Source organism: Flavobacterium sp. FlaQc-52 (assembly GCF_044007495.1).
Lineage (GTDB): Bacteria > Bacteroidota > Bacteroidia > Flavobacteriales > Flavobacteriaceae > Flavobacterium > Flavobacterium cupriresistens.
Map to the genome: position 1 here is coordinate 42,130 of NZ_JBIPCV010000010.1, position 23,197 is coordinate 65,326.

13 protein-coding genes are annotated in these 23,197 nt (G+C 37.2%); 8 read left to right on the top strand and 5 right to left on the bottom strand.

Going from position 1 to position 23,197, the window contains the following annotated elements; translation table 11 throughout:
• The first annotated feature begins 71 nt into the window (after nt 1-71).
• The 5 genes from ACHRV5_RS16800 to ACHRV5_RS16820 all read left to right on the top strand — a co-directional run bounded on the left by ACHRV5_RS16800 (nt 72) and on the right by ACHRV5_RS16820 (nt 7,019).
• On the top strand, nt 72-767 hold the full coding sequence (locus tag ACHRV5_RS16800; protein WP_395427507.1) for an ABC transporter ATP-binding protein: 696 nt from the start codon (nt 72-74) through the stop codon (nt 765-767).
• 29 nt (nt 768-796) lie between these two features.
• Nucleotides 797-3,250, top strand: coding sequence for a TonB-dependent receptor domain-containing protein (locus ACHRV5_RS16805; RefSeq protein ID WP_395427508.1), 2,454 nt, complete (start codon nt 797-799; stop codon nt 3,248-3,250).
• A 5-nt stretch (nt 3,251-3,255) separates the two neighbouring features.
• Nucleotides 3,256-4,707, top strand: a complete 1,452-nt coding sequence (locus ACHRV5_RS16810; RefSeq protein WP_395427509.1) for an ABC transporter permease — start codon at nt 3,256-3,258, stop codon at nt 4,705-4,707.
• 1 nt (nt 4,708) lies between these two features.
• Nucleotides 4,709-6,064, top strand: a complete 1,356-nt coding sequence (locus ACHRV5_RS16815; RefSeq protein WP_395427510.1) for a DUF3526 domain-containing protein — start codon at nt 4,709-4,711, stop codon at nt 6,062-6,064.
• Nucleotides 6,065-6,368: 304 nt separating this feature from the next.
• Complete coding sequence (locus ACHRV5_RS16820; RefSeq protein WP_395427511.1) at nt 6,369-7,019, top strand: VOC family protein; 651 nt, start codon at nt 6,369-6,371, stop codon at nt 7,017-7,019.
• Nucleotides 7,020-7,073: 54 nt separating this feature from the next.
• Here ACHRV5_RS16820 and ACHRV5_RS16825 read toward each other — a convergent pair whose 3' ends face one another.
• The 4 genes from ACHRV5_RS16825 to ACHRV5_RS16840 all read right to left on the bottom strand — a co-directional run bounded on the left by ACHRV5_RS16825 (nt 7,074) and on the right by ACHRV5_RS16840 (nt 19,072).
• Entirely contained in the window at nt 7,074-8,696 is a 1,623-nt protein-coding gene (locus ACHRV5_RS16825; RefSeq protein WP_395427512.1) for a glycosyl hydrolase family 18 protein, read from the bottom strand.
• 442 nt (nt 8,697-9,138) lie between these two features.
• The gene (locus ACHRV5_RS16830) at nt 9,139-11,805 is read right to left on the bottom strand and encodes a beta-1,3-glucanase family protein (RefSeq protein ID WP_395427513.1); all 2,667 of its coding nucleotides are present in this window, start codon (nt 11,803-11,805) and stop codon (nt 9,139-9,141) included.
• A gap of 169 nt (nt 11,806-11,974) precedes the next feature.
• Entirely contained in the window at nt 11,975-15,868 is a 3,894-nt protein-coding gene (locus ACHRV5_RS16835) for a family 16 glycosylhydrolase (protein WP_395427514.1), read from the bottom strand.
• Nucleotides 15,869-16,147: 279 nt separating this feature from the next.
• On the bottom strand, nt 16,148-19,072 hold the full coding sequence (locus ACHRV5_RS16840) for a triple tyrosine motif-containing protein (RefSeq protein WP_395427515.1): 2,925 nt from the start codon (nt 19,070-19,072) through the stop codon (nt 16,148-16,150).
• 537 nt (nt 19,073-19,609) lie between these two features.
• On the opposite strand from ACHRV5_RS16840, the gene ACHRV5_RS16845 reads away from it, so the two are divergent.
• Nucleotides 19,610-20,779 carry a DUF4861 family protein gene (locus ACHRV5_RS16845; protein WP_395427516.1) on the top strand — a complete coding sequence of 390 codons (1,170 nt, stop codon included), beginning with the start codon at nt 19,610-19,612 and terminating at the stop codon, nt 20,777-20,779.
• Nucleotides 20,780-20,828: 49 nt separating this feature from the next.
• Here the strand turns inward: ACHRV5_RS16845 and ACHRV5_RS16850 are convergent, their stop codons facing one another.
• Nucleotides 20,829-21,914: a LacI family DNA-binding transcriptional regulator gene (locus tag ACHRV5_RS16850; RefSeq protein WP_395427517.1), complete on the bottom strand. Its 1,086-nt coding sequence runs from the start codon at nt 21,912-21,914 to the stop codon at nt 20,829-20,831.
• Between the two features lie 161 nt (nt 21,915-22,075).
• Between ACHRV5_RS16850 and ACHRV5_RS16855 the strand changes: the two genes are divergently transcribed.
• Both ACHRV5_RS16855 and ACHRV5_RS16860 read left to right on the top strand, forming a co-directional pair.
• Nucleotides 22,076-22,525 (top strand): YhcH/YjgK/YiaL family protein, encoded by a 450-nt coding sequence (locus tag ACHRV5_RS16855; RefSeq protein ID WP_395427518.1) that lies wholly within the window; start codon nt 22,076-22,078, stop codon nt 22,523-22,525.
• A 3-nt stretch (nt 22,526-22,528) separates the two neighbouring features.
• Nucleotides 22,529-23,194, top strand: a complete 666-nt coding sequence (locus ACHRV5_RS16860) for a bifunctional 4-hydroxy-2-oxoglutarate aldolase/2-dehydro-3-deoxy-phosphogluconate aldolase (RefSeq protein ID WP_395427519.1) — start codon at nt 22,529-22,531, stop codon at nt 23,192-23,194.
• Nucleotides 23,195-23,197 lie beyond the last annotated feature (3 nt).

Here is a 23,197-nt window from a genome sequence, read left to right on the forward strand (position 1 = left end):
TACCTTGTGTAGCGGCAAAGATTTTCTATACCTACAATAGTAAAATCAAACAAATCCAAACTCATACAATTATGCTTACAGCAGAAAATCTGACCAAAAAATATGGCGACCAGATCGCTTTAAATGCTTTAAATCTAACCATCAAAAAAGGAGAAATTTTCGCCCTTTTGGGACAAAATGGCGCAGGAAAAACAACTACGATTAATCTGTTTTTGGGTTTTATACAACCCACAGGTGGAACTTTAAAAATAAACGATATTTCGGTTACGGAAAATGCGCAGGAAACCAAAAAACACGTGGCATATATTCCGGAAACTGTAATGTTATACCCTAATCTTACCGGGATAGAAAACCTGAAATTCTTTTCGTCTCTGGCCGGGTTCAACTATTCAATCGGAGAATTAACTTATTTTCTGACCAAAGCGGGTTTACAAATTACTGCGCACGGTCAAAATCTTGTGGGCTATTCTAAGGGAATGCGACAAAAAGTTGGGATTGCAATTGCGATTGCTAAAAAGGCTAAAGTGCTCCTGTTAGATGAACCTACAAGCGGCCTTGATCCCAAAGCTTCAAATGAGTTTTCACAAATCTTAAAAGAACTCTCTGCAGACGGAACCGCAATACTTATGGCAACACACGATATTTTCAGAGCTAGAGAAGTTGCTACACATATCGGAATCATGAAACAAGGAAATCTAATGACCATTATCGAGGCCAACAAAATTTCGGCCAACGAATTAGAAAACTTGTATTTACAAACCGTATAAAAGAAAACACCGTTTTCACCATCAAAAAAATGAAACATTTACTCTCCCTATTCTTTTTAATAATTGGTATAAACTACGGGCAATCCCAAGTTATTAAGGGGAAAATCATAGCTTTTGACACCAAAGAACCGATTGCAAAAGTTAACATAAAAGTACTCCAATCCGGCAAAGAGACCATAACAGATCAATATGGGAATTTTAGTCTGGAAGGAGAAGGAATACTTGAGATTACTTCTACGGGTTACAAAACGCAGCGCATTGCTTCCAGTTCAGAATTTTTTACTATTGAATTGGAAACAACCCTTAATGAATTACAAACCGTCGAAATTGTTGGTCGAGCTACAAAAAAATACAATAGCGATTATTCTTTTGCAGCAACAAAAACAGCTGTATTAAACAAAGATATTCCACAATCTATTGCTACTGTAACCAAAGAATTAATTGCTGATAAAGGTGCTTTTTATCTCGCTGATGCTGTAAAAATGGCCAGCGGCGTAATTCCGGCCAGTTATTACAACCAATACACCATTCGCGGAATCAGTCAGAATGAAGAAGGTCAAATCATCAATGGAATGCGTACAAGACAATATTATTTTCTTCAGCCTCTAACGAATAATATCGAGCGTGTTGAAGTCATTAAAGGTCCGTCAAGTGCTACTTTCTCCTCTGCCGACCCTGGCGGAAGTATCAATCTGGTTACCAAAAAACCCTTGGCAACTGATCGCAAAGAAGTTAGTTTAAGCGTTGGAAGTTTCAGTACGTTACGCGGAACTTTAGATTTCACCGGCCCTTTAAACGACTCCAAAACACTTTTATATCGTGTTAATGCAGCCTATCAGGAAGCCAAATCGTATCGGGATTTAGTATCCAACAAATCCTTTCTAATTTCTCCTTCGTTCAGTTATATTCCGAATGAAAAAACGGCCATTAATACCGAATTAATTATTAGTGATATGACGGGAACCCTTGACAGAGGTCAGCCTATCTTTGGGGCTGTTGCCGGTGTAACCAATTTAAAACAAACTCCGATTAGTCTAAATCTGGGAGCTTCCGGGGATTACTTTAAATCAAAGGAAATGATTTTAACGACAAACTTTGTCCATAAATTCAATTCGAAAATTGGTTTTAATGCTACCTATATGAAACAAACCTGGACCGAAGATCTTCAGGAACACAGGACTACAAATGCCTTTGCGGTAGACATCAATAATAAACCCGTAACAAGTCTTGCTATGATGCAGTTTGTACAACGCCAGCAATATTGGGACATTGACAATCTAAGTGCTTTTTTTAATTTTGATTATAAAACCGGAAAATTAAATCATAAACTATTAGTCGGTTATGATCTGAGCAGTTGGAATAAAAACAAAGGCGGTGGACAAAATGCGGCAAGAGGTTATGTATTGAAAGACGGAACGGTAGCGGGCTCTTTTGTATTGGCAAATGCTTCTAATTATCAGACCACAACCGTAAATGGGGTAGTTTTACCAAAACCCAATGTTTCCTTTTTTGACTTAAACAACGCTTCTTATGCTATGAGGAGTCCGGAAGATTATGTATTGAATGTTAGAACAGCCTTACCATCCGCTTTGACTACGACCAATGCTCTTTATATTCAGGATCTTATTCAATGGGAGAAATTCACTTTTTTACTTGGACTTCGAAAGGAATGGTTTGAAGACATTACCAACTATGAATCAAATAACGAACTGACGGTAAAAAAATCAGCTTTGTTGCCACGTATTGGAGTTACTTACGCTGTTAACCAAGCCGTAAATGTTTATACCACTTATTTGGAAGGTTATCAACCACAATCGAATACTACAACATTAATGCCTCAAACAGGCTCTTTACCTGTCGGCAGTTTGTTTGATCCGCTCGAAAGCAATTTAAAAGAATTAGGTCTTAAGGCCACTTTCTTTGCTAGTAAGATGAGTTTTAACGCCGCAATTTACGAGATCAATCAACGCAATATTTTAATGAATGCCAATGATCCTGTTCATCCGGATTTATTGGTAACAAGAGGTGCTGAGCGTAGTCGTGGTTTTGAATGTGATCTGGCGGGATACATTACTCCCGATTGGCAAATAAATGTTTCGTACAGTTATATTGATGCTAAAATTACCAATGACCGCAATACCTCTTTAATTGGCGCCAGAAAACAAAATACACCAAAAAACAGTGCCAACTTATGGACACGTTACAACTTTGCTTCTGATTCGGCTTTGAAAGATTTGGGAATTGGTTTCGGACTGCAATATCAAAGTAGTAAAATACCGTGGTTTACCAGGGATTTTACACTTCCTGATTTTACTGTTTTTGACGCTGCTTTGTACTATAAACCCAATAAAAGCAATATGCAAATTGCTTTAAACGCCGGTAATTTATTCAATAAAACCTACTGGTTGGGCGCTCAGAATTATTTGCGTTTGTTTCCCGGAGCACCAAGAAATTGTAGCCTTACCGTAACCTATAAATTTTAATCTGCATGAAAACACTACATCTAGAGTTTTTAATCGCGAATCATTTAAAAAATGCTATTCTTAAAAACAAAGCTTTTTATTTCATTACACTTTTTATTGGTGCTTTATTGTTATATGCCGCTTTCTCGGGTTGGGAAAATTATACCAGCCAAAATGAAACCAGCGAAAAATACCAACACGAATCGAGAGAAGACTGGTTGAGTAATCCCGATAAAAACCCACACCGAATGGCGCATTACGGAAATTTCGCCTTTAGAAAAAGTAGCTCCTTAAGTGTTTTTGAATTTGGAATGGAACCGTTTTTCGGAAATGCCATATTCCTTGAAGCACACAAACAAAACACAGCCAACTTTTCTGAGGCCGGATTTTCAAACAGCATGCTGCGTTTTGGAGAAATCAGCATTGCTATGGTTTTACAAATATTACTGCCTTTATTAATCTTTTTTATAGGTTTTAATTCGGTCGCAGCCGAAAGAGAAAACGGGACCTTAAAATTGCTTTTCAGTCAGGGTATTAATTGGAAACAATTACTGATCGGGAAAATACTGGGTGTGGTCTCCGTCATCATGCTTCTTTTTATTCCGACTCTGCTGGTATTGGTTTTGCTATGGTTATTCCTTCAAAATTTCACTATTTCTGTTGATGAAATGCTAAAAATGCTTTTATTCATTGCGTTTCATTTTATCTACCTGATTTTTTTCTGTGCCATAGCAGTTTTGGTTTCCGCGGCAAGTAAAACTTCAAAAAAAGCATTAATCAGTCTTATTGGAATCTGGTTAGTATTTACAATCATTCTGCCCAGAACTACTCAGGCTATCGGTGCGTATTTATATGAAGCCCCATCAAAAATCCGGTTCAATAGCGATATCGAGAAAGACATTCTGAAACAAGGAGACAGTCATAATCCTAATGATTTGCATTACAAAGCAATAAAAGATTCCTTGTTAACTCTTTACAAGGTTGATTCTGTACAACAACTGCCCTTCAATTATTCCGGTTTTATTATGACGGAAGGCGAAAAAATCAGTTCAAAAATATACAATCAACATCTGGAAATTTTACTTAAGGTCTACGAAAAACAAAACCGTTTCTCTAAAACTGTTTCTTTTTTTAATCCCTATATCGCGATAAAAAATTTGTCAATGGGGTTGTCTACGACGGACTATGATTCATATATCGATTTTCAGAAACAAGCGGAGGACTATCGTTACACTATGGCCCAAAAAATGAATGCTTTACAAATTAAGTACATCAGCAATAAAAAGCCCGCAGCAACAGACAAACCACTCGCCATCAGCAAAGAACATTGGGCAGATCTCGAAGAATTTCATTATGAACCAAAGGACATTCGGGACGTTTTAAAAAGCGAAATCATTTCAATTATTTCAATTATTCTCTGGATTAGCCTGCTGTTTGTACTTCTTCGCATTGCAGCTAAAAACCTTAAAGCCATCTAATATGTTAGTATTACTATTTAAAAATTTCATACGATCTAAAGGAACCAAAATTGGCCTGCTTTTCTTGTTACTCATCGGAATTATAAGTCTTATAATTGGGCAGCAATTTCAAAGCAAACAGCAAAATTCGATAACAGAAGCAGCCCTTTATCAGAAAGAGCATATTGCCAGAAATGCCGCTTTTCATAAAGAGGAGATCGGACTTCTGCTTTATTATATTAAATTTTCTCTTGTCAATAAAACTTTTCCGATCAGTAGTCTCGCGATCGGACAACGCGATGTAAATCCGTCGATTCAGAGTGTTACCATTCGTGGTTTGGAAGCGCAGAAATACGATGCTGAACTTAATAATCCTGCTAATTTATTATCCGGAAACATTGATTTCAGTTTTGTTTTGATTTATCTTTTTCCGCTATTGATTATCTCATTTTCATACAATCTGATTTCTGAAGAAAAAGAAAGCGGTACCTGGAAAATTGTAGCAACGCAGAGTCAAAACACTTTTTTATACATTTTAAAATTGTTTCAAATCAGAATCTTAAGTCTGTTGGGGCTTCTTACAATTGTCCTTTTTATAGCTGTTTTATTGCTGAATATTCCCCTTGACAAATCCTTTTTTGTTTTCTATGGTCTTGCTATTTTATACCTACTTTTTTGGTTTTCGATTTGTTTTTATATCGTTTCTCTTCAAAAGAATTCCAACTTTAATGCGGTTATTTTATTGACCGTCTGGCTGTTTCTTATTATTATTTTGCCAGCCGTAATCAATACTTATATTGTCAATAAATATCCGGTACCAGAGGCTCTGGAATTGACCTTAAAACAAAGAAATGCTTATCACGAAAAATGGGATATGGACAAAAAAATAACCTTGGACAAGTTCTATGCGCATTATCCTCAATTTAAAAATTATTCTTTACCCGATTCCGAATTTAACTGGCTTTGGTATTATGCAATGCAACAGGCGGGTGATGATGATTCGGCACAACAATCTAGAGAACTGGAAACAAAATTGGAACAACGAAATAAAGCCAGTCAGACAATTGCATTATTCGTTCCGACTTTGCATACCCAAATTCAATTGAATGAAATTGCGAAATCAGATTTAGGCAATCAACTTTTGTTTTTAAAAGAAACCAAACAATTTCATGAAAAACTGCGTCTGCATTTTTATCCAAAAATATTTGATAATGCTCCTGTAAATCAGCAAAAATGGGATCAATTTAAAGTGGAGACTTTTACAGACCCATCAGAAATTAAATTCTCAAAAGCCTTTTTGCCTTTGTTGCTTTTCAATTTAGTGTTGCTGTTTTTTGGGTGGATGAATTTTAGGAACAACAGATTACATAACTTTTAAAAACAGATTTAAATTCTGCAAGTAATATCAGTTTATACTAAGCCGTTGGGTTCGATTGGTACAGATGATTTCATTAAAAATCAACTGAACAAAGAAAAATTTATTTTCCAAATTAATTGGACTCAACGACATAGTAGGATTATTCAATTTAAATAAATAAAAGAATAACAACAGTACTTTTTTCATAACAATTCGTTATTGCCTTATCAAAGTATAAGATGATCCGTTCATCAGAATACCATTGTCCTTTTTTAAATTTGTTTTAAACGAAAAGAAGTTTTCTTCTTATTTAAAAATTGCGATTATGAAATTAGAACACCTTCAGATTATAACAAATAATGTTGCTGCAACTGCTGCATTTTATCAGGACATCTTAGAACTTTCGATTATTGAAAAAAGCACTGAATCTGTTACTGTTCAGGCAGGAAATTCTGTTCTTAAATTCATTGAAGATCCCCAATTTAACTCTATCTATCATTTTGCATTTAATATACCTGAAAACAAACTTAACGAAGCCATTGAATGGTGTAAAAACAAAGTGGACATTATTCCAATTGAAGATGAAAAAGTAATTACAAACTTTGAAAATTGGAATGCCAACGCCATTTACTTTTACGATAATAATGGCAATTTATTGGAGTTTATCGCCAGACATGACCTCAACAATAGTCAGAGCGCGGCATTCAATTCTAAATCCATTTTGAATATCAGTGAGATTGGGATCGTCCATAACAATCCGCTCGAATTAGGTACTGAATTAGAAACAAAATATGGCTTGGGTTTCTTTACAAAAAATTCTAATAGTGCCATTTTTTCTGCCATTGGTGATGATGAAGGTTTATTGATTATTGTAAAACCAAATCGGAACTGGTACCCCACTCAAACCCCATCAGAAAGTAATACAACTAAGGTAAAAGTAGAAAACAACGGAGTACTAATTAACCTCCAATTTTAGTTTAAATAAAAAAATGCTGCCGTAAGATGGCAGCATTTTTTTATACAACAGAGCTTATTTTTTAACAAAACGTCTTACTGTTTTGATTCCGTCTTTTTCTACTAAAATCAAATAGATTCCGCTTTTTAGACCCGCAACATCAATGCTGTTGTTGGTGGCTTTTTGTTGTGAAACTGTAGCACCATCCTGAGCATTTATCACACTTACGTTGGCTTCTGAAACCTCTGCCGTAAAGAAAAGCACTTCTTCAGTTGGATTTGGATAAACAGTCAGGCTTTCGATTTTTTCCTGAGAAGCCGTTTTTGCCGTTAAAGCAGCACCCGATTTTGTGATTCGGAACCAATTTAAATTCACACCGGAATTTTGAATGTAGATTCCGAAATTATAAGTTCCGGCATTTACGTTAACCGTCTGCGTGATGGTTTGCCAGTTTTGCCATCCTCCTGTATTAGGTACATTCACAGCTCCAAGTTGAATCGCACCTGCACTCAAATCTGACGATAATCTTGCTCCTGAAACGGCACTTGCCACTCTGTACTCAATCACATAAGAACCTGATGTCGGAAAATTGATGTTGTAATAGGCCATCCAATCTCCTGTGTCAGCATAACCAACATTTAAACCTCCGCCCGTATCTGTAGTAGCTTCGGTTTGAACGCCACTCATAGCAGAATAATTTTCTGCCTGAATCAAAGTTCCCGTTCCCGGAGGCTGACTACCAGCAATTACCTGATTTACGGCTGTCAATAATGATTTTGAACCAACCGCATCCTGTGATAATTCCCAAATCATAACTCCACCGGCATTTTGAACGGCAAAAGTTGTTTTTTGTTTGATCGTTGGAATTCCGTTGTAGTAAATCGTATTTCCAACCTGATCGACATTTTCGGCTCCCGGATATTGATTTACAATATTTGCATAAGAGATTCCCTGATTGGCTGAAGCTCCAAAACCATATCCATAAAAAGGCAGCCCGATTATAGCTTTACTTGCCGGTAATCCTCTTCCTGTCCAATAATTAAACTGGTTAACCGCCATGCTGTAAGGAGAATGCTGCCCCGGGCTGTTGGGCGCCCATGGACCCGTCGCATCATAAGCCATGATATTTATCCAGTCAAAAGCGGCAAAAGTAGCAGTAGGCACATTGGCACCACCATACCCTTCTGAAAGCGCTGCTGAAATGAGTTTACCATTAGCATGTAGTTTAGCTGCCAGCGCAATTACAAAACCTCCATAATCCCCGTTAATTGCCGGACCTTCTAAATCCATGTCGACTCCATCAAAATTATGAGCCACCACATAATCGTAGATTTTCTGAATAAAGGCCGTTCTATTGCCGGGTGTGATGAGATTAAAATAATTATCACGGATAGCACCTCCTTCAGAAACAGCACCTCCTCCAAGGGAAACAAAAACCTTTACATTTTGCGAATGTGCAGCATTTATAATCGTATTACTTCCGGAATTGAAAGTCAGATAACCATTAGCATCCGGATTTTCGAATGCGATATTAATGTGTGTTAATTTCCCGTACTGCACGCTACTCGAAAAGGCGTTCAGGTCTATCCAGTTGGGGATGTAAGCAATTACTTTTTTCTGAGCAATTGAAAGATTGAAAACTCCAAGTACCAAAATGATGGTCCATTTCAGTGGCATTCTTCTGTAGTTGTTTTTCATAATGTTCTTTTTTTAATAGTTACTTAATAAAGATAACCTGGCGCATCTATAAGAAAAAAAATGCCACAGATTAAAGGATTAAAATGATTAATAAACTGTTATGTAAAAAAATTAGACACGAATTGCACGAATTACACTAATTGACTCGGGGTAACTGTAAAACTTACTGCAAAATGCTTTGATAATCTGTAACGCAAAAAAATTAAACACGAATTACACAAATTATCACAAATTAATTCGGGGTAACTTTGAAGTGACAATCTGTGTAAATCTTTTTAATCTGTGGCAAAAAAATAATTCGCGCCAATTTGTGAAATTCGCGGCACAAAAATAATTCGTGCCAATTCGTGCAATTCGTGTTAATTTTTTTTTAAAAACTGCACCCCGATAAAGCCCTAAACATTTCTAATTCGAAGTGTTCAAGGCTCTTACTCCTCTAAAATTATTTTTTGATAAAACGTTTTACTGTTTTCTTACCGTCTTTTTCCAAGACCACGAAATAAATTCCGGTTTTTAAGCGGGAAACATCCATGCTGTTGTTGCTGATTTTCTGATGAGAAACTACAGCTCCCGTTTGCGAATCTACAATGCTAACTTGCTGTCCGTTTACTGCAGTGGTAACAAAAAGAGTATTTTCTGCCGGACTTGGATAAACACTTAGTTCCGTTACAATCGGTTCTTCTTCCGTTGTTTTTACTACTGCTGTTTTTGCTACAGCACCAACTTTTGTGATTTTAATCCAATTGATATTCATTCCAGTATTTTGAATGTAAATCCCAAAGTTATAAGTACCCGCATTTACATTTACGGTCTGAGATACCGTTTGCCAGTTTTGCCATCCTCCTGTATTTGGAATATCAACACTCCCTAACACTATTGTTCCGCCATTCAAATCCGAAGATAATTTGCCTCCTGTCACGGCACTTGCCACTCTGTATTCGATTAAATAAGAACCTGTAGTTGGAAAATTAATACTGTTGTAAGCGATCCAGTCACCTGTTTCCGTATAACCAACATTAGAACCTCCACCAGTATCGGTTGTAGCTTCTACCTGAATTCCGTTCATAGCCGAATAATCTTCAGCCTGAATTAAAACGGACGTTTGCGAGGTCGTCGCCGGAATTAGTTTCCACTGTCCACAAGTCTGGTTGTTGTTGTCCCATTGCTGTACATTGGCTCCATTTGTTGTACTGGCACCCGCTACCTCAACAATTCTGCCACTGTGACGCGCCACAATTTTATAAAACCCGTCACCAGTTGAAACTAAAACAAACTGTTGATTGGTCGTTGCATTGTATGGATATTGTTCTACATTGGCACCATTTGCTTTATTAAAACCATTTACATCCAATGACAAACCACTGTGATTTACTATAATTTTATACATTCCATCCCCTAAGTGTGTGAAGGTGAATTTTTGATTGTTTCCATTGTTAGCAGCTCCTTGCGCAACATTAGCACCATTGGCCGTACTGGCATTCCAAACGTCCATATTAAGTCCGCTGTTTCTGTTTTGCAAATAATAGGTCGCGTTTCCTAAAGTTGTAGTTCCGTTTGCTATAATTCTAACCGAAGTCACTTTATCATTCCAGGTTGCATTCAGACAAGAGTTATCCGAATTAATAACTGTTGAAGTTCCTGTAAAATTATCATCCTGATACAAAATAGCCTGAAAACCTTGTGTGATTTTTAGTGATGAAATATCATCATTTAAAACTCCAAGTGTATTTAAACGTGCTAAGTTGTAATCACCAATGGTCAATCCGCCTGAAAATCCGGTATAGTTACAATCTTTATAAACCGTAATCACATCTGTCGTTGCGGGTACTGAAGGAACTGTTCCCGCATAACCTCCAAAAGTTGCAATTACCTTAGTTGGTTGAGGCGAATGAAGGGATGGCGACTGATCTGCTACATCATCATAAGCAAATCCGTAAGCCAAATTGTCTACACTAATGCCCGGCAAATGCCAAAATTTAGAATAATGATTCGTTGGATTCACCTGATAAAATTGTGATGCATTGTACCAGTTTTGCTGTCCCGGATTTGTTGTGGTAACATTCACAACGTGTCTGTTTATAGCAGCCGTTAACTGTGCCTGAACTACAAGGTCTAAATCTCCGTCAACCAATCTTCTGTCTAATACCCCTTTCCCTTCAAGAGCTTCCTGCGTTGTAGGTCTGCTTTGTACACGGCCCGTACGGCCTACAAAACCTCCTGATTGTCCGACAACCTCAAGTTGTTCTCCTATAACTCTGCCTTTAAAAACCCCGGCATCTCCGGCATAAAAGATCAAATCTTCGTTTTTGTATTTATTCCAGATCGCATCGATATACGATTTTAGATAATTCGCCTGAGGTCCAACTGTAGTTCCTCCGGTTCCATCAGCGAAGGCAGGTGTTTTTGAGGGTGCTGTAATTTCACCAGTAGCATCATTGACACAACCTTGAAATTCTGACGGCACATTGGCTTTAAAAGCAGCCACAATATCAGCATGTTTCTTTAATTCCCCCACACGTTTTTGATAGCCGTTTGCGCCAAACAACTCCAATCCCATTGGATATTTATACGAATCTACTCTCGACGGATTTCCAAAGAAACCATATTGGTTATTGGTAAGTTCGATGATTTCGTATAAAATTCCCTGATTGGGATCTGTTGCATTCAACGGATTTGGTGAAGTATATCCTGATGGAGCGCCACTCGCCCCAAAGAAATAAAAGTACAATTGTTGTCCTTTCGAAATAAAAACACGGCAACCTGCAATTTGTGGCAAAGTGAAGGTTTTGTTTGGAATTTCACTCAGTTTTGTAAAACAGTTGGCATATTTTGAGTTTTGTCCAGGCCCGGTATTTCCGCCAATTGTTGGCCCTGTAACCGTATTGTACGACGAATTCATTGGTAAAACCTGACTTGTTTTGGCATTTACCCAAACGTGATTTCCAGTTGTGTAATCAATTCCGACTATGGCTACGTACAACTCGTTATCATTAAAAGTAGAAGTATTGCTTATGGTAAAGGGAATCGGGCCCTGACCGTACATTAAATTGGAGAACACCAAAAGCAGCGTTATCAGCAAAGAAATTCGGTAAAGTTTAATTCTTTTCATATCTAAAGTTTTTGGGATTATTACTTATTCTTTAAAACTCTGAAAATCATTTTTGAAGAAATGATTTTTGGTAATCCGTCAGGTGTCATTTGGTGGTATTTTTCTCTTTAAACTTCGGCGTTGAACCGTTAGCTTTTCTTAAATCAAAATACACCTGACGGATTGCAATTTATTTTTTAATTACTTTTTTAGTAACGCTTTTCTGATCGGAACTAAAATTTAAAATGTAGATACCTTTTGGAAGTCGGCTAATATCGATAACCTTTTCTTCAACCGCAGTATCCATGCGGCTTTTTGCTACCAGATTACCTGCCAGGTCATGAATCGTAACTTCTTTATTGGTTAATTTCGCAGGAACTGAAAGTTCGATATAGTCATTTGCGGGATTTGGATAAATGGATACCTCAGTTACTTCCCTATCAGGAGAAATGTCTTTAGTAACTGCAACTTTTTTAGCCGCTGCCGCAGCTCCGTAAGCTTCGATTTCGTACAAGGAATATCCGTAAGGAGCCAACGCTTTTGCAGTACATAAAACTCTAATGTATCTTCCTGATCCGCTTACTGTTAAATCATCGGTTCCTCCGTCGCTTGCTGTTTGTGTCGTAACGGTTTCATTTTCTGTGAAAGTAGCATCTGTAGAAATCTGTACTTTGTATTGGGTAGCAAAAGCAGCTTCCCATTTTAATACCACTCGATTGATGTTGTAAGTACTTCCTAAATCGACATAAATCCATTCGGTAGCATTTGCAAAAGAACTCGCCCATCTTGTTGCTGTAGCGTCTCCATCTGTTGTTTTGACAGCTGAAAGTGTAGCATTTTCTTCTGTTGAAGCTACTGCTGTTTTCCCTAAAGCCAGATTGGTATTGGTAGTTGGAACAATATTTCGAACAAGTACATCACTAAATATTCCAGTTCCTAATGTACCATTTGCATGCGATGTTACCGCCATACCCACATAGATTGTATTGGCCATTGCAATCGTTCTTGCCGTACCAATCTGAGTCCATGTAGTTCCGTTATCTGAAGTATATGAGGTAAATACATTACCCAATCTTACCAAACGAACCCATTTTGGTGCTGCTCCTCCAACACCCTCAAAAATCGTAGTCCCGGAAGTAGTATCTCTTGACAAAAACTCTATTCCTGCTCCAGCACTGGCATCAGTCATAGCGTGTTTAGAAGTTGGTGTAAGCGTTTCACGGAACATTACACCCGCTTTGGCATATGTACTGGTATTGGTCAATGAATTTACTTTCGCGATAATTTCGGCATCACCTGTTATGGATTGGTTTACATATTGAAGTTGATCACTTGATTCCCAAATGTCGGTTCCGGATCCTTTTACGGTAAACGTTCCGCTTGAATAAGTGGCTTCGCCAGCCGGAGTTACAGCCCCTAAATCAGTACTAATCCACGGAGCAGGTAAAGTAGCCGTTGGATTCTCGGTGCTCACTAAATTGACACTTCTGATGTTATCAAAATAATAGGTGCTTCCGGAATTCGTTCCCGGTTCTACTAAGAAAACGAAACGATTTACTTCGCTGTTTAAAGTAGAGGCATCGGGTGCGCTAGCATAAGAAAACACCAAAGTATGCCAGGTATTAGTTTGTTTTACTACGGCCTGATAAATACTATGTCTTCCTACAGGATAATTAGACGGAATCGAAGCACTGCTTTCTGCCTGCCAAGAGATTACAGATCCAACCGGAGCCGAAGTATAGACATCCATTGCAAATTTTTTGGTACCACTTTTGAAATCTCCAATATTGGTCAAAGTTGAATTAAACGAAAAATTATCATACAACTCTGTTGCTTTCCTTACGTATTTCCCAACATTAGACGATGTATTGATTCCGCTAGCATTCGGATTTGCAGTATTGGCCGTATAGGTTCCAATTGCGTCTCTAAAAGTAATATTGTGTATGGTTTGGTAGTCCTCATAAACGACTCCGGCAGTATACGTATCCGGTAATTTTGTAGAACCAATTCTGATATTGTCAAAGTAATACGTATCGCTCGTGTAAGATCCTGAGTTAAACAACAACACCATTTGGTTAATTGCCAGATTAGAAGTTCCTTCATCAGGGCTCGAATTGTAATAAAATGTCAAGGTTTCCCATTGATTTTGTTTGGATGTTATGGCCACATAATTACTGTTTCTTCCTATTGGAAAATTCGCAGGAAGTGAGGTTGCACTATTCTCTAAATTTAAACTCACCACCGTCCCAACCGGCGCCGAAGTATACACATCAATCATGATTTTATTGGTCTGATTTTTTAATAAACCGGCATCTTCGATTGTATTTTGCGTATTAAAAAACAACACATCGTATTGCTCTGTTACATTTCTAACGTACTTCGCCACATTCGCGGAAGCGTTAACCGAATTAGACCCCGGATTGGCTACCACCGAATACGTTCCGGTCGTTGTTCCTTTTATAATTGTATTAATGCCATCATAATTCTGCAGCATCGTTGTGGCAATAATTGGTTTTTCGGGAGCTGCTTTCGTCAGTAAATTATCAATATAATAGGTCGCTCCCGAATTAGAGTTGGACTCAAAAAGAAGCACTACCGTATTGATCGCCAAAGCACTTGTGTTGGCATCAATTACTTTTTCGAATTCAAATTCTATGGTTTCCCATTTGTTTTGTACGGTTGTAGTTACTTTGTAACCGCTATGTCTTCCGTACGGAAAATTAGTCGCCGTTGTTACCAAACTGTTTTCGAGTTGCATGGAAATTTTAGTTCCCACCGGAGCGGAGGTATAAATGTCAAAAGAGAGTTTTTTTCTTCCGTAAACATAATCATTGGCATTGGTAATGGTTAAATTTTTAATGTTTACCACATCATACAATTCAGAAGCGTTACGAACGTATTTTCCAACCAAAGCAGAGGTATTTACACCCGTAGCGGACGGATTTGCAACCGCTTCTGTTAAAACACCCGTTTTAAGCGGATAAAGTACATTTCTATTGCTTTGAAAATCTTCGTGGATTTTCTCAACCGGTAAAGGCACTTCTGTAGTTACGGCCAGTTTATAGGTAGTGGCATTACAACCGGAAACAGTTGCCACAGCGGCAATGTCTCCTCCTGTAGTTCCCCAATTAACTGTAATCGTATTGGTTCCCTGCCCAGAAGTAATCGTCGCACCGGAGGGTACGGTCCAATTGTAAGTTGCTCCGGCAATCGCATTCAGCGTATAGGTTTTTCCTGTTTCGTTATGATATACTTTTGCATCACCGGTTACTCCATGCGTAAAACTTCCATCGTACACACGAACATAATCAACTTGCAATTTTGATGGAAAATCAGCCGGAATTGGCTCCACTCCTGCTCCGTTGACGCTTGTATATGGCGTTCCTAAACTACCGACAGCCAAATTCAAAATAATATAAAAATTGTTATCATTAAAAGGCCAGCCACCATTTACAGTGGTGTTTGGAGTTGCTGTATGAAATAAGTTTCCATCAATAAACCATTTAATACTATTAGGTCCCCATTCTACAGCATATACGTGAAATTCTGTAGACAAATCTGTTGGAGAAGTGTAACTCCTACCGGTGTAATGGTAGCCCCCACCGTCATAATGTATGGTTCCGTCAACAGACTTTGGATTCCTGTGTTTCGCTTCCATAATATCAATTTCACCGGTATAAGGCCAATTGGATACACCGGCAGGCAACATCCAGAATGCCGGCCATGCGCCCATACCGGAAGATAATTTCATACGGGCTTCCACTCTTCCGTATTTCAAAGAATATTTGCCCTCAGTAGTTAGTTTTGCTGATGAATAAGGCTGTTGCGGGAATGCTGCACTGGGCTCATATTTCGCCTCAATATTAAGGTAACTGTTTGTTCCTTCTTTAACAATAGTCGCCTGATTTGGATCGTAACGTTGTGCTTCAGCGTTCCCAAAGCCGCAAAGTGTGGGACAGCCGTTTCCGGAAATGCTTTGCCATTTTGTGGCATCTACTGTGGTTCCGTTAAACTCGTCTGCCCAAACGAGTGTATTACATTGTGCCTGTAGTTTTAGAAAAGGGGACAAGGCTAGCAGAGCCATAATAAAACACCTTTTCAGATAATTGCAATTGCTTCTCGGTGGTCGGCCGAAAAAAGAGTTTTTTTGATTCATTTTTTTAGTTTTTTGTTAGTAAAGAATACCATCAAATCAAAAAGTCAATTTGCAAAAAACGGACTGATTTTTCTGATAATAATTCACAATATTAACAAATAAACTACCCTGAAGACCAATTCGGGGCTACGGTTTGACTACGGTGGTTGATAAAAAAATGTCCTAAACGGCTCAATCAGACCTAAGATTTTACTTCACAATACCAAATCAAAAGTTAAGAATAAACTCCGTAATATTGGCATCAGAAGAAAGTTGTAGTTTTTTTCGAATGCGATATCGAGTGTCTTCCACACCTCTTACCGAAATTCCCAAAAGCGGAGCAATTTCTTTTGTATTGAAGTTCATTCGCAGATACGCACACAATCGCATGTCCCGCGGAGTCAATTCAGGAAAACTGTTTTTGAGTCGTTGCATGAAATTATCATGCAGCTGATTGAAGATTTCTTCGAATTCATTCCAATGCTGATCTCCTTGAAGTTCATGATCAATAATTCGGTTTATCTTAGTGAGCAGACTAAAGCTGATAGCAGCCTCTTTTTCTTTCTTAATCTCAGAGATAAGCTCTTTAATTGATAATAATATTTCATTTAAATGAATCAAATTCACCGTATTCGAAGCCACTTTGACATTTTTAAGCGTAATGGTGGCTTCCAGATTTTCACGCATGATTATCGTGTTTTGTTGTTCCAGTGCCAATTTTTGCTCATTTAATTCTGCCCGGTTTCGCAACAATTCTTTCTCCTGATTTAAGATTAATTGCACTTTTTCACGCTCGGCAAGATTCTTCTGGTACCTGACAATTGCATAAAGCAAACCGCAAAAAAGCAATACGTACAAAAGATAAGCCCAACTGGTACGGTACCAAGGAGGCGAAATTTCGAACCTGAAAACAGCCTCTTCACTTACCACATCGTAGATATTCTTTGCCCTTACATGAAAAACATAACTGTTTTCAGGAAGATTGGTATACTCTTTTTCGGTTTGAAGGCTCCAATCTGACCATTTGGGTTCAAAACCTTCCAGCCAATACTCGTATTTGGTAGCATCAGCCTCGTCATAATAAAGAGAAGCAAATGAAAAATGTAAAGCATTATTCGAGTAGGCCAAAACCGGAAAAAGAGTGTCATCACCTTCAGAATTCGTTGGAAGCACATCATAACGGCTTGAAAACAGCAAACTGTCTTTTGGAAAAATACACTTTACCTCCGCTATAATCGATTTGTATTTGGTTTGATAGCTTTTTCCCTTCGTGTTATTGTAATGAATTAACCCCTCTTGAGTCCCAAAAAACACATCACCGGTTGCAGTGGTCTGAATGTTTTCAAAACCCGGAATGTATAAATACCTTAATTTTCTGAAAGGCAACTCTTCTACATCAAAATGGCCTGTCTTTTTACGACTTATTTTTCCGGTATTCTCCCCTGAAACATACCAAATATTGTTTTGATTGTCTTCTTTAAGCAAACGGATGTGGCTGTCCATTCCCAGATATTTCGCAAAAACAGCATCAGGAATCATTTTATTGCTCTTCTTGTCCAGTTTATAGACTCCTTTTGTCGTTCCAAAAAGGATCTGATCGTCAATTTGAAAAGTATTCAAAAACAAACTCGACGGAAAACCATTCTCCCGATTATAAAATTCAGTACTCCAAACAGCATCAAAATTTTTATTGAGTTTGATTTTAAAAATTCCTTTATAACCATGCGCAATCCAGACAGCATCATTGTCGGTCACCATTACCCTGCTGCTTTCTTCGAAACCCTTTATTTTATTCTGATAGACCCACGAACCGTTTATTTTTTTCAGTAAATACAATCCGGTATAACCGCCTACAAGTAATAAATCAGGGCGATTGGGAACGATTACACCTTGCCAGGCACCGTCTATTTTGGCGAGCAATTTAGTTGAAGTTCCTTTTATTTCGAATATTCCGTTTTTTTCAAAAGCTAAAAGAGAACCTCCAAAAATGCCAATATTCCACACATTTTCAGACATTCCTGAAATATGTTGAAAGTGTACATTTTCACGTTTTCCGTTCTTATACGCATTCCAATCCAGCCAAAATAAACCATTATCAGTTGCAATGTAAAGTTTGTTTTCATAAATCTGACTGCAATATATTTTGGTTTCAGAATTGGAGGCATCCAATATTTTAGACAAAGGCGACGAAATCTGAATTAACGAAATCCCTTCTTTAAGGGTTACCCACAAATTTCCTTCTTTATCTGTTTTGAGATTCGTCACATAATCATGCTGTAATCCCATTTGTTTGTTGATGTGCTGAATCAATTTTCCCTCACTATCCAGAACTACCAACCCCGATTGACGTGTTCCGATTCCAAAATAACCGTCAGAAAGTAGAGCTCCTGTCGAAATTTGATTCTGTTTCAGTAAGTAATCTGCTTCGGTTACAAAGTTTTTTAACTGATTGTTTTTATAAACAAAAAGACCGTCTTTTTGCGTGAGAACTACCAATCCATTCTTCGTCTCAAAGATTTTTTTAATCTTCAATCCTATAAATTGCTTACTATTTGGAAGAGATTCTAAAACATTGCCATTGAACTTCAAAAGCCCTTTCACATTATCCGAAACATAAATCACTTTATTGACTTCGAAAAATTCATCAAAAGTTAAAGCAGGTCGTATGACTTTGATTTTATTATCCTTATAAACAAACAATCCTTCCTTAGAAAAAAAAACAACTTCCTTGTTGCTAATAACGGTATGCAGCACATCGCCAAAATTCCTGTTAGCCACCGGAAGCAATTTTACCAAAGACGTATATTTATATTGTCCGTTGGGCAACTGAACGGCGTAACCAAAATCACCCTGAGCCCCCACATATATTTTATCTTTCGCATCAATCGCGAGCGAGCGAACCATACTCTTGTTTTCGGGTTGTGTGACAATGTTCCATCGGACACCGTCAAACTGCAAAATCCCGAAATGATTGGCAAAAAACATCATGCCTTTGGAATCCTGCAAAACATCCCAATTTTCGGAAGCTGCTTTATAGCTCTTCGGACTGTAATTCGTTATAAACGGAACTCCGGTTTTTTTAATCTGTGCGTTACCGGCATGGAGTAGGGAAAATAGTAGTACAACTAAAAATCTAATTTTAAATTTCGTCATTTTGTTTCCGTCTGTAGGTTACTTTATAGGGCTTGCAAAAACCATCCTCTTAAAAACAATCCGTTTGGGCTTAGATTGTTTTTGAAAAAAAAGCTGTTTCTTATTTCTTGTAAATAGTGAAAATCAACATTTTGAAGTCATAAAAAAACGAATAGCTATCTTCAAATATATAAAATTTCATTTATAGCTAACAATTAATTTTAACAGATAAACACATAGAAGTGCAATTTAAAAAAACGTTTCACTATAAATAAATCACCTAAGTCTATGTGAAAAATTGCAATTTTCTTAAAACAACTTAAATTCTAAAATCTATGTGTCTATCTGTTAAAAAAGCATTTAGCTAAATTACACCTAACAAACATAAAATTCTACTTTATGGCACTATAAAACCTATGTTAACACAGAACAAAAAACCTCTCATTATCAAACAACTGTACTTTATTACACCTATTCTGTATTCGCAATGACCATTTGATTAGTACATTTATTCCTTGCTATAAAATTATTTCTGAATCAAAATTAAAACTTTCAATTTTGAAAAAACATTTATTATTAACCGTACTATTGGCTGGCACTTTTGTTGTCTCTTCACAAAGCAAAATCATAACCGTTACTAATTCGCTTCCTGTTGACCGGGAATTTGAAACGGTCGAACTAACTAAAAAGTTGCTTGGACTATCCGCTTCATCTAAACTTGAAAATTACGGCGTAAAAGAAAAAAATTCCAGTTTGTTTTTAGAAAGTCAAACTGTTGACAATGATGGTGACGGCATTAGAGATGTTCTCTTATTTCAACCCAAAATGAGTGCTTCCTCTCAAAAAGAATTTGAAATCATTGTGGTCACGATTCCCTCCGAATCAAAAAACAACAACTGTTATTCCAGATTTGTTCCCGAACGAACTGATGATTATGCTTGGGAAAACGACAAAGTTGCCTTCAGAACTTACGGTCCGGTCGCTCAAAAAATGGTAGAAGATCATATTCCCGGCGGAACGCTCACCAGCGGAATTGATGCCTGGCTAAAAAGAGTTGATTATCCTATTATTAACAAATGGTACGAAAAAGCAACCAACGGAACCGGGACGTATCACAAAGATACAGGAGAAGGTTTAGACAATTTTCATGTTGGAGACAGTCGAGGCATTGGCGGAATTGCCGTAAATGTTGACGGCAAATATTATTTTTCTAAAAATTTTATTGAATGGAAAACCATCACCACAGGCCCAATAAGAACCAGCTTTATCCTGACTTATGCAGATTGGGACGCCAAAGGTTCAAAAATCAAAGAGTCTAAATTGATTAGTCTTGATTATGGAAGTTATTTGTCCCGTTTTGAAATCTCTATCACAGGCACCAAAAAAATTGCCGCAGGAATTACACTTCATGACAAAAAAGGCACTATTGGAACTAATATAAAAGAAGGCTGGTTAAGTCATTGGGAAACTCTTGATGATTCTGAAATCGGAACGGGTTTAGTAGCACCCAAAAAGACCTTAACCAATTTTGACAATCATATTACCGCTGAAAAAGACTTGAGTAATCTCTATGGAAATTTAAACGTAAAAGACAACAAAGTGATTTATTATGTGGGCTTCGGGTGGAAAAAAGGAAGCCCTTTTCAAACCAAACAAGAATGGGAAACTTATTTGAGTTCGTTTGCCCGTAAAATAAATAATCCACTTATAGTAAAAATGAAGCGATAAAAAATTATAAACCAAACCTGACAGGTTTTAAAAACCTGTCAGGTTTAAATTACTTTTTAACCGGAAAATAATTCTCTTTTAAGATAATTTCCAACGGAATATAATGCGTGTCTTCTACTGTCTCCTGCAAGACCATTTTTTTGTACAGATGACTGATCCCCATATAGCCCTGCTCCTCGGGTCTTTGGTTAATTAAAAAGTCAATTATTCCCTTATTTAGGTATTCTATATTTTCTTCCAATAAATCATAACCAATGATACGAACGCCTTTAATATTGTTTTTCTCTAAAAATCGAGCCACAATATACGCTCTGGAATTAGGCACAAAAACACTGTGAACTCCCAAAAACATATCCATATTTAACTGATCGATTCCGGAGTCTTTAATGGTAACTTCCGAAAACTTAAAATTGGTAAGTTCACCATGATCCTTAAAGAAAGAATAAAATCCATCGATGCGTTGCAGATAAACCGAAGTGCTTTCGATTTCTCTTGTGATCTTAAAGATCAATATCTGCCTTTCGTTTTTCACAGCAAAACTAATTAACCTTCCTGCCAGATAACCACTCTGAAAAGCATCCTGCCCTACATAAGCATGTTGCTGATTGGTGTTGATATCAGAGTCAATTAATACAACAGAAATGTTCTTTTTTTTGTACTTATCTAAAAACCGAATGGATTCTTCGTAAAATATTGGGGCAAACAACAGGCCATCACATTCAAAGTTGAGTACTTTTTTCACCGCTTCTTTAAAAGATGCTGTATTAAAATCGTAGAAAAAATAATCCAGCACGACTCCGAATTTTCCAAATTCAACCGCTGCTTTTTCAATACCGATAATCTGACTCTTCCAATATTCTAAATCTTCGTATTTAGGCAAAAAAACTGCGAAATGAAACTTCTTATTCAATGCCAAATTACTCGCCAGGATATTTCGCTTGTAACCGTATTCTTCTATTATAGCGTTTACTCTATCAACATTATCCTGAGTCACCTGTCCGCGGTTATGGATAATTCGATCAACAGTTCCCGGTGAAACATTGGCTAGTTCTGCTATTTTTTTAATTGTTATAATAGTGATTGCTTTTAAGTTAAAATAATACAGTAAGTGTGTAAAATTAATTTTTTTTATCAAAGATAAATTGTTTTTGTTAAGTTTTTATATACATTTGTAAAAATACGTGTGCGTACACGGAATTTTCAAACAACACAGAATGAAGCATGAACAGTACTAAAAAATTGTTCCGCTTTTTCAGGTCAGCAACTAACTATTTCATAAAATATAAAACCGAAACGATGATAATAGATTCATTACAAAATGCAACAAAATATTACGCTTTACACCCCAATTTCAAGAAAGCATTTGACTATGTAAATCAAAATGACCTGTCAAAATTAGAAGCAGGAACTTTCGATATTGCGGCGGGTTTAAAATTAATTGTAATTATCGGTGAAGGAAGTAGCCGCGAAGAAAGTATCAAAGGTTTTGAATGCCACGATCAAAATATTGACATTCAGATTTCGATAAAAGGTCCTGAGACTTTTGCTTGGAAACCCAGAGAAAAATGTCTCAATCCAAATGGAGGTTATAATGACGAGCGAGATGTTCGTTTTTTTCATGATGCTCCGGATATGTTTTTTGAATTGCAGGAAAAACAGTTTGCGATCTTATTTCCCGAAGACGTACACGCTGCAATGATTGGTGAGGGAGTAATAAAAAAAGTTGTTTTTAAAGTAAAAATATAAGCTATGAGTACCATTCAAAATTCAATTGATGTTATTGTAAAACAAGGAATTCTGCCTTTGTATTTCAATACCGATGAAAATAAAAGTATTGAGATACTAAGAGTCCTTTATAAATCCGGAATCAAAGCCGTTGAGTATACCAACAGAGGTCCGGAAGCAGCATCCAATTTCAAAAAAATGATTGAAGTCCGAAATGCTGAGATGCCCGAAATGTTATTGGGAATCGGTACCATAAAGAATATACAGCAGGCAGAAGAATTTTATACGATTGGAGCTGACTTTTTTGTAAGCCCGGGTTTCGTTGCCGAAGTTTCTGATTTCTTAAAAAGTAAAAACATTCTATACGCTCCGGGTTGTATGACGCCAACCGAAATTATTACAGCCGAAAATGCCGGAGTCAAATTTATTAAACTCTTTCCGGGGAACATTTTAGGCCCTGACTTTTTAAGTGGTATAAAAGACATTTTCCCTTCTTTAATTTTTATGCCAACAGGAGGCGTAGAAACCACTTTGCAAAGTATACAAAGCTGGTTCACTGCAGGAGTTTCCGCTGTTGGAATGGGAAGCAAACTAATCAGTAAAAAAGTAATGGAACACGAAGCTTATGACACCATCGAAAAGGAAACCGTAAGAGTTTTGTCTTTGATTGAAACCGTAAGAAACAAATAGCAC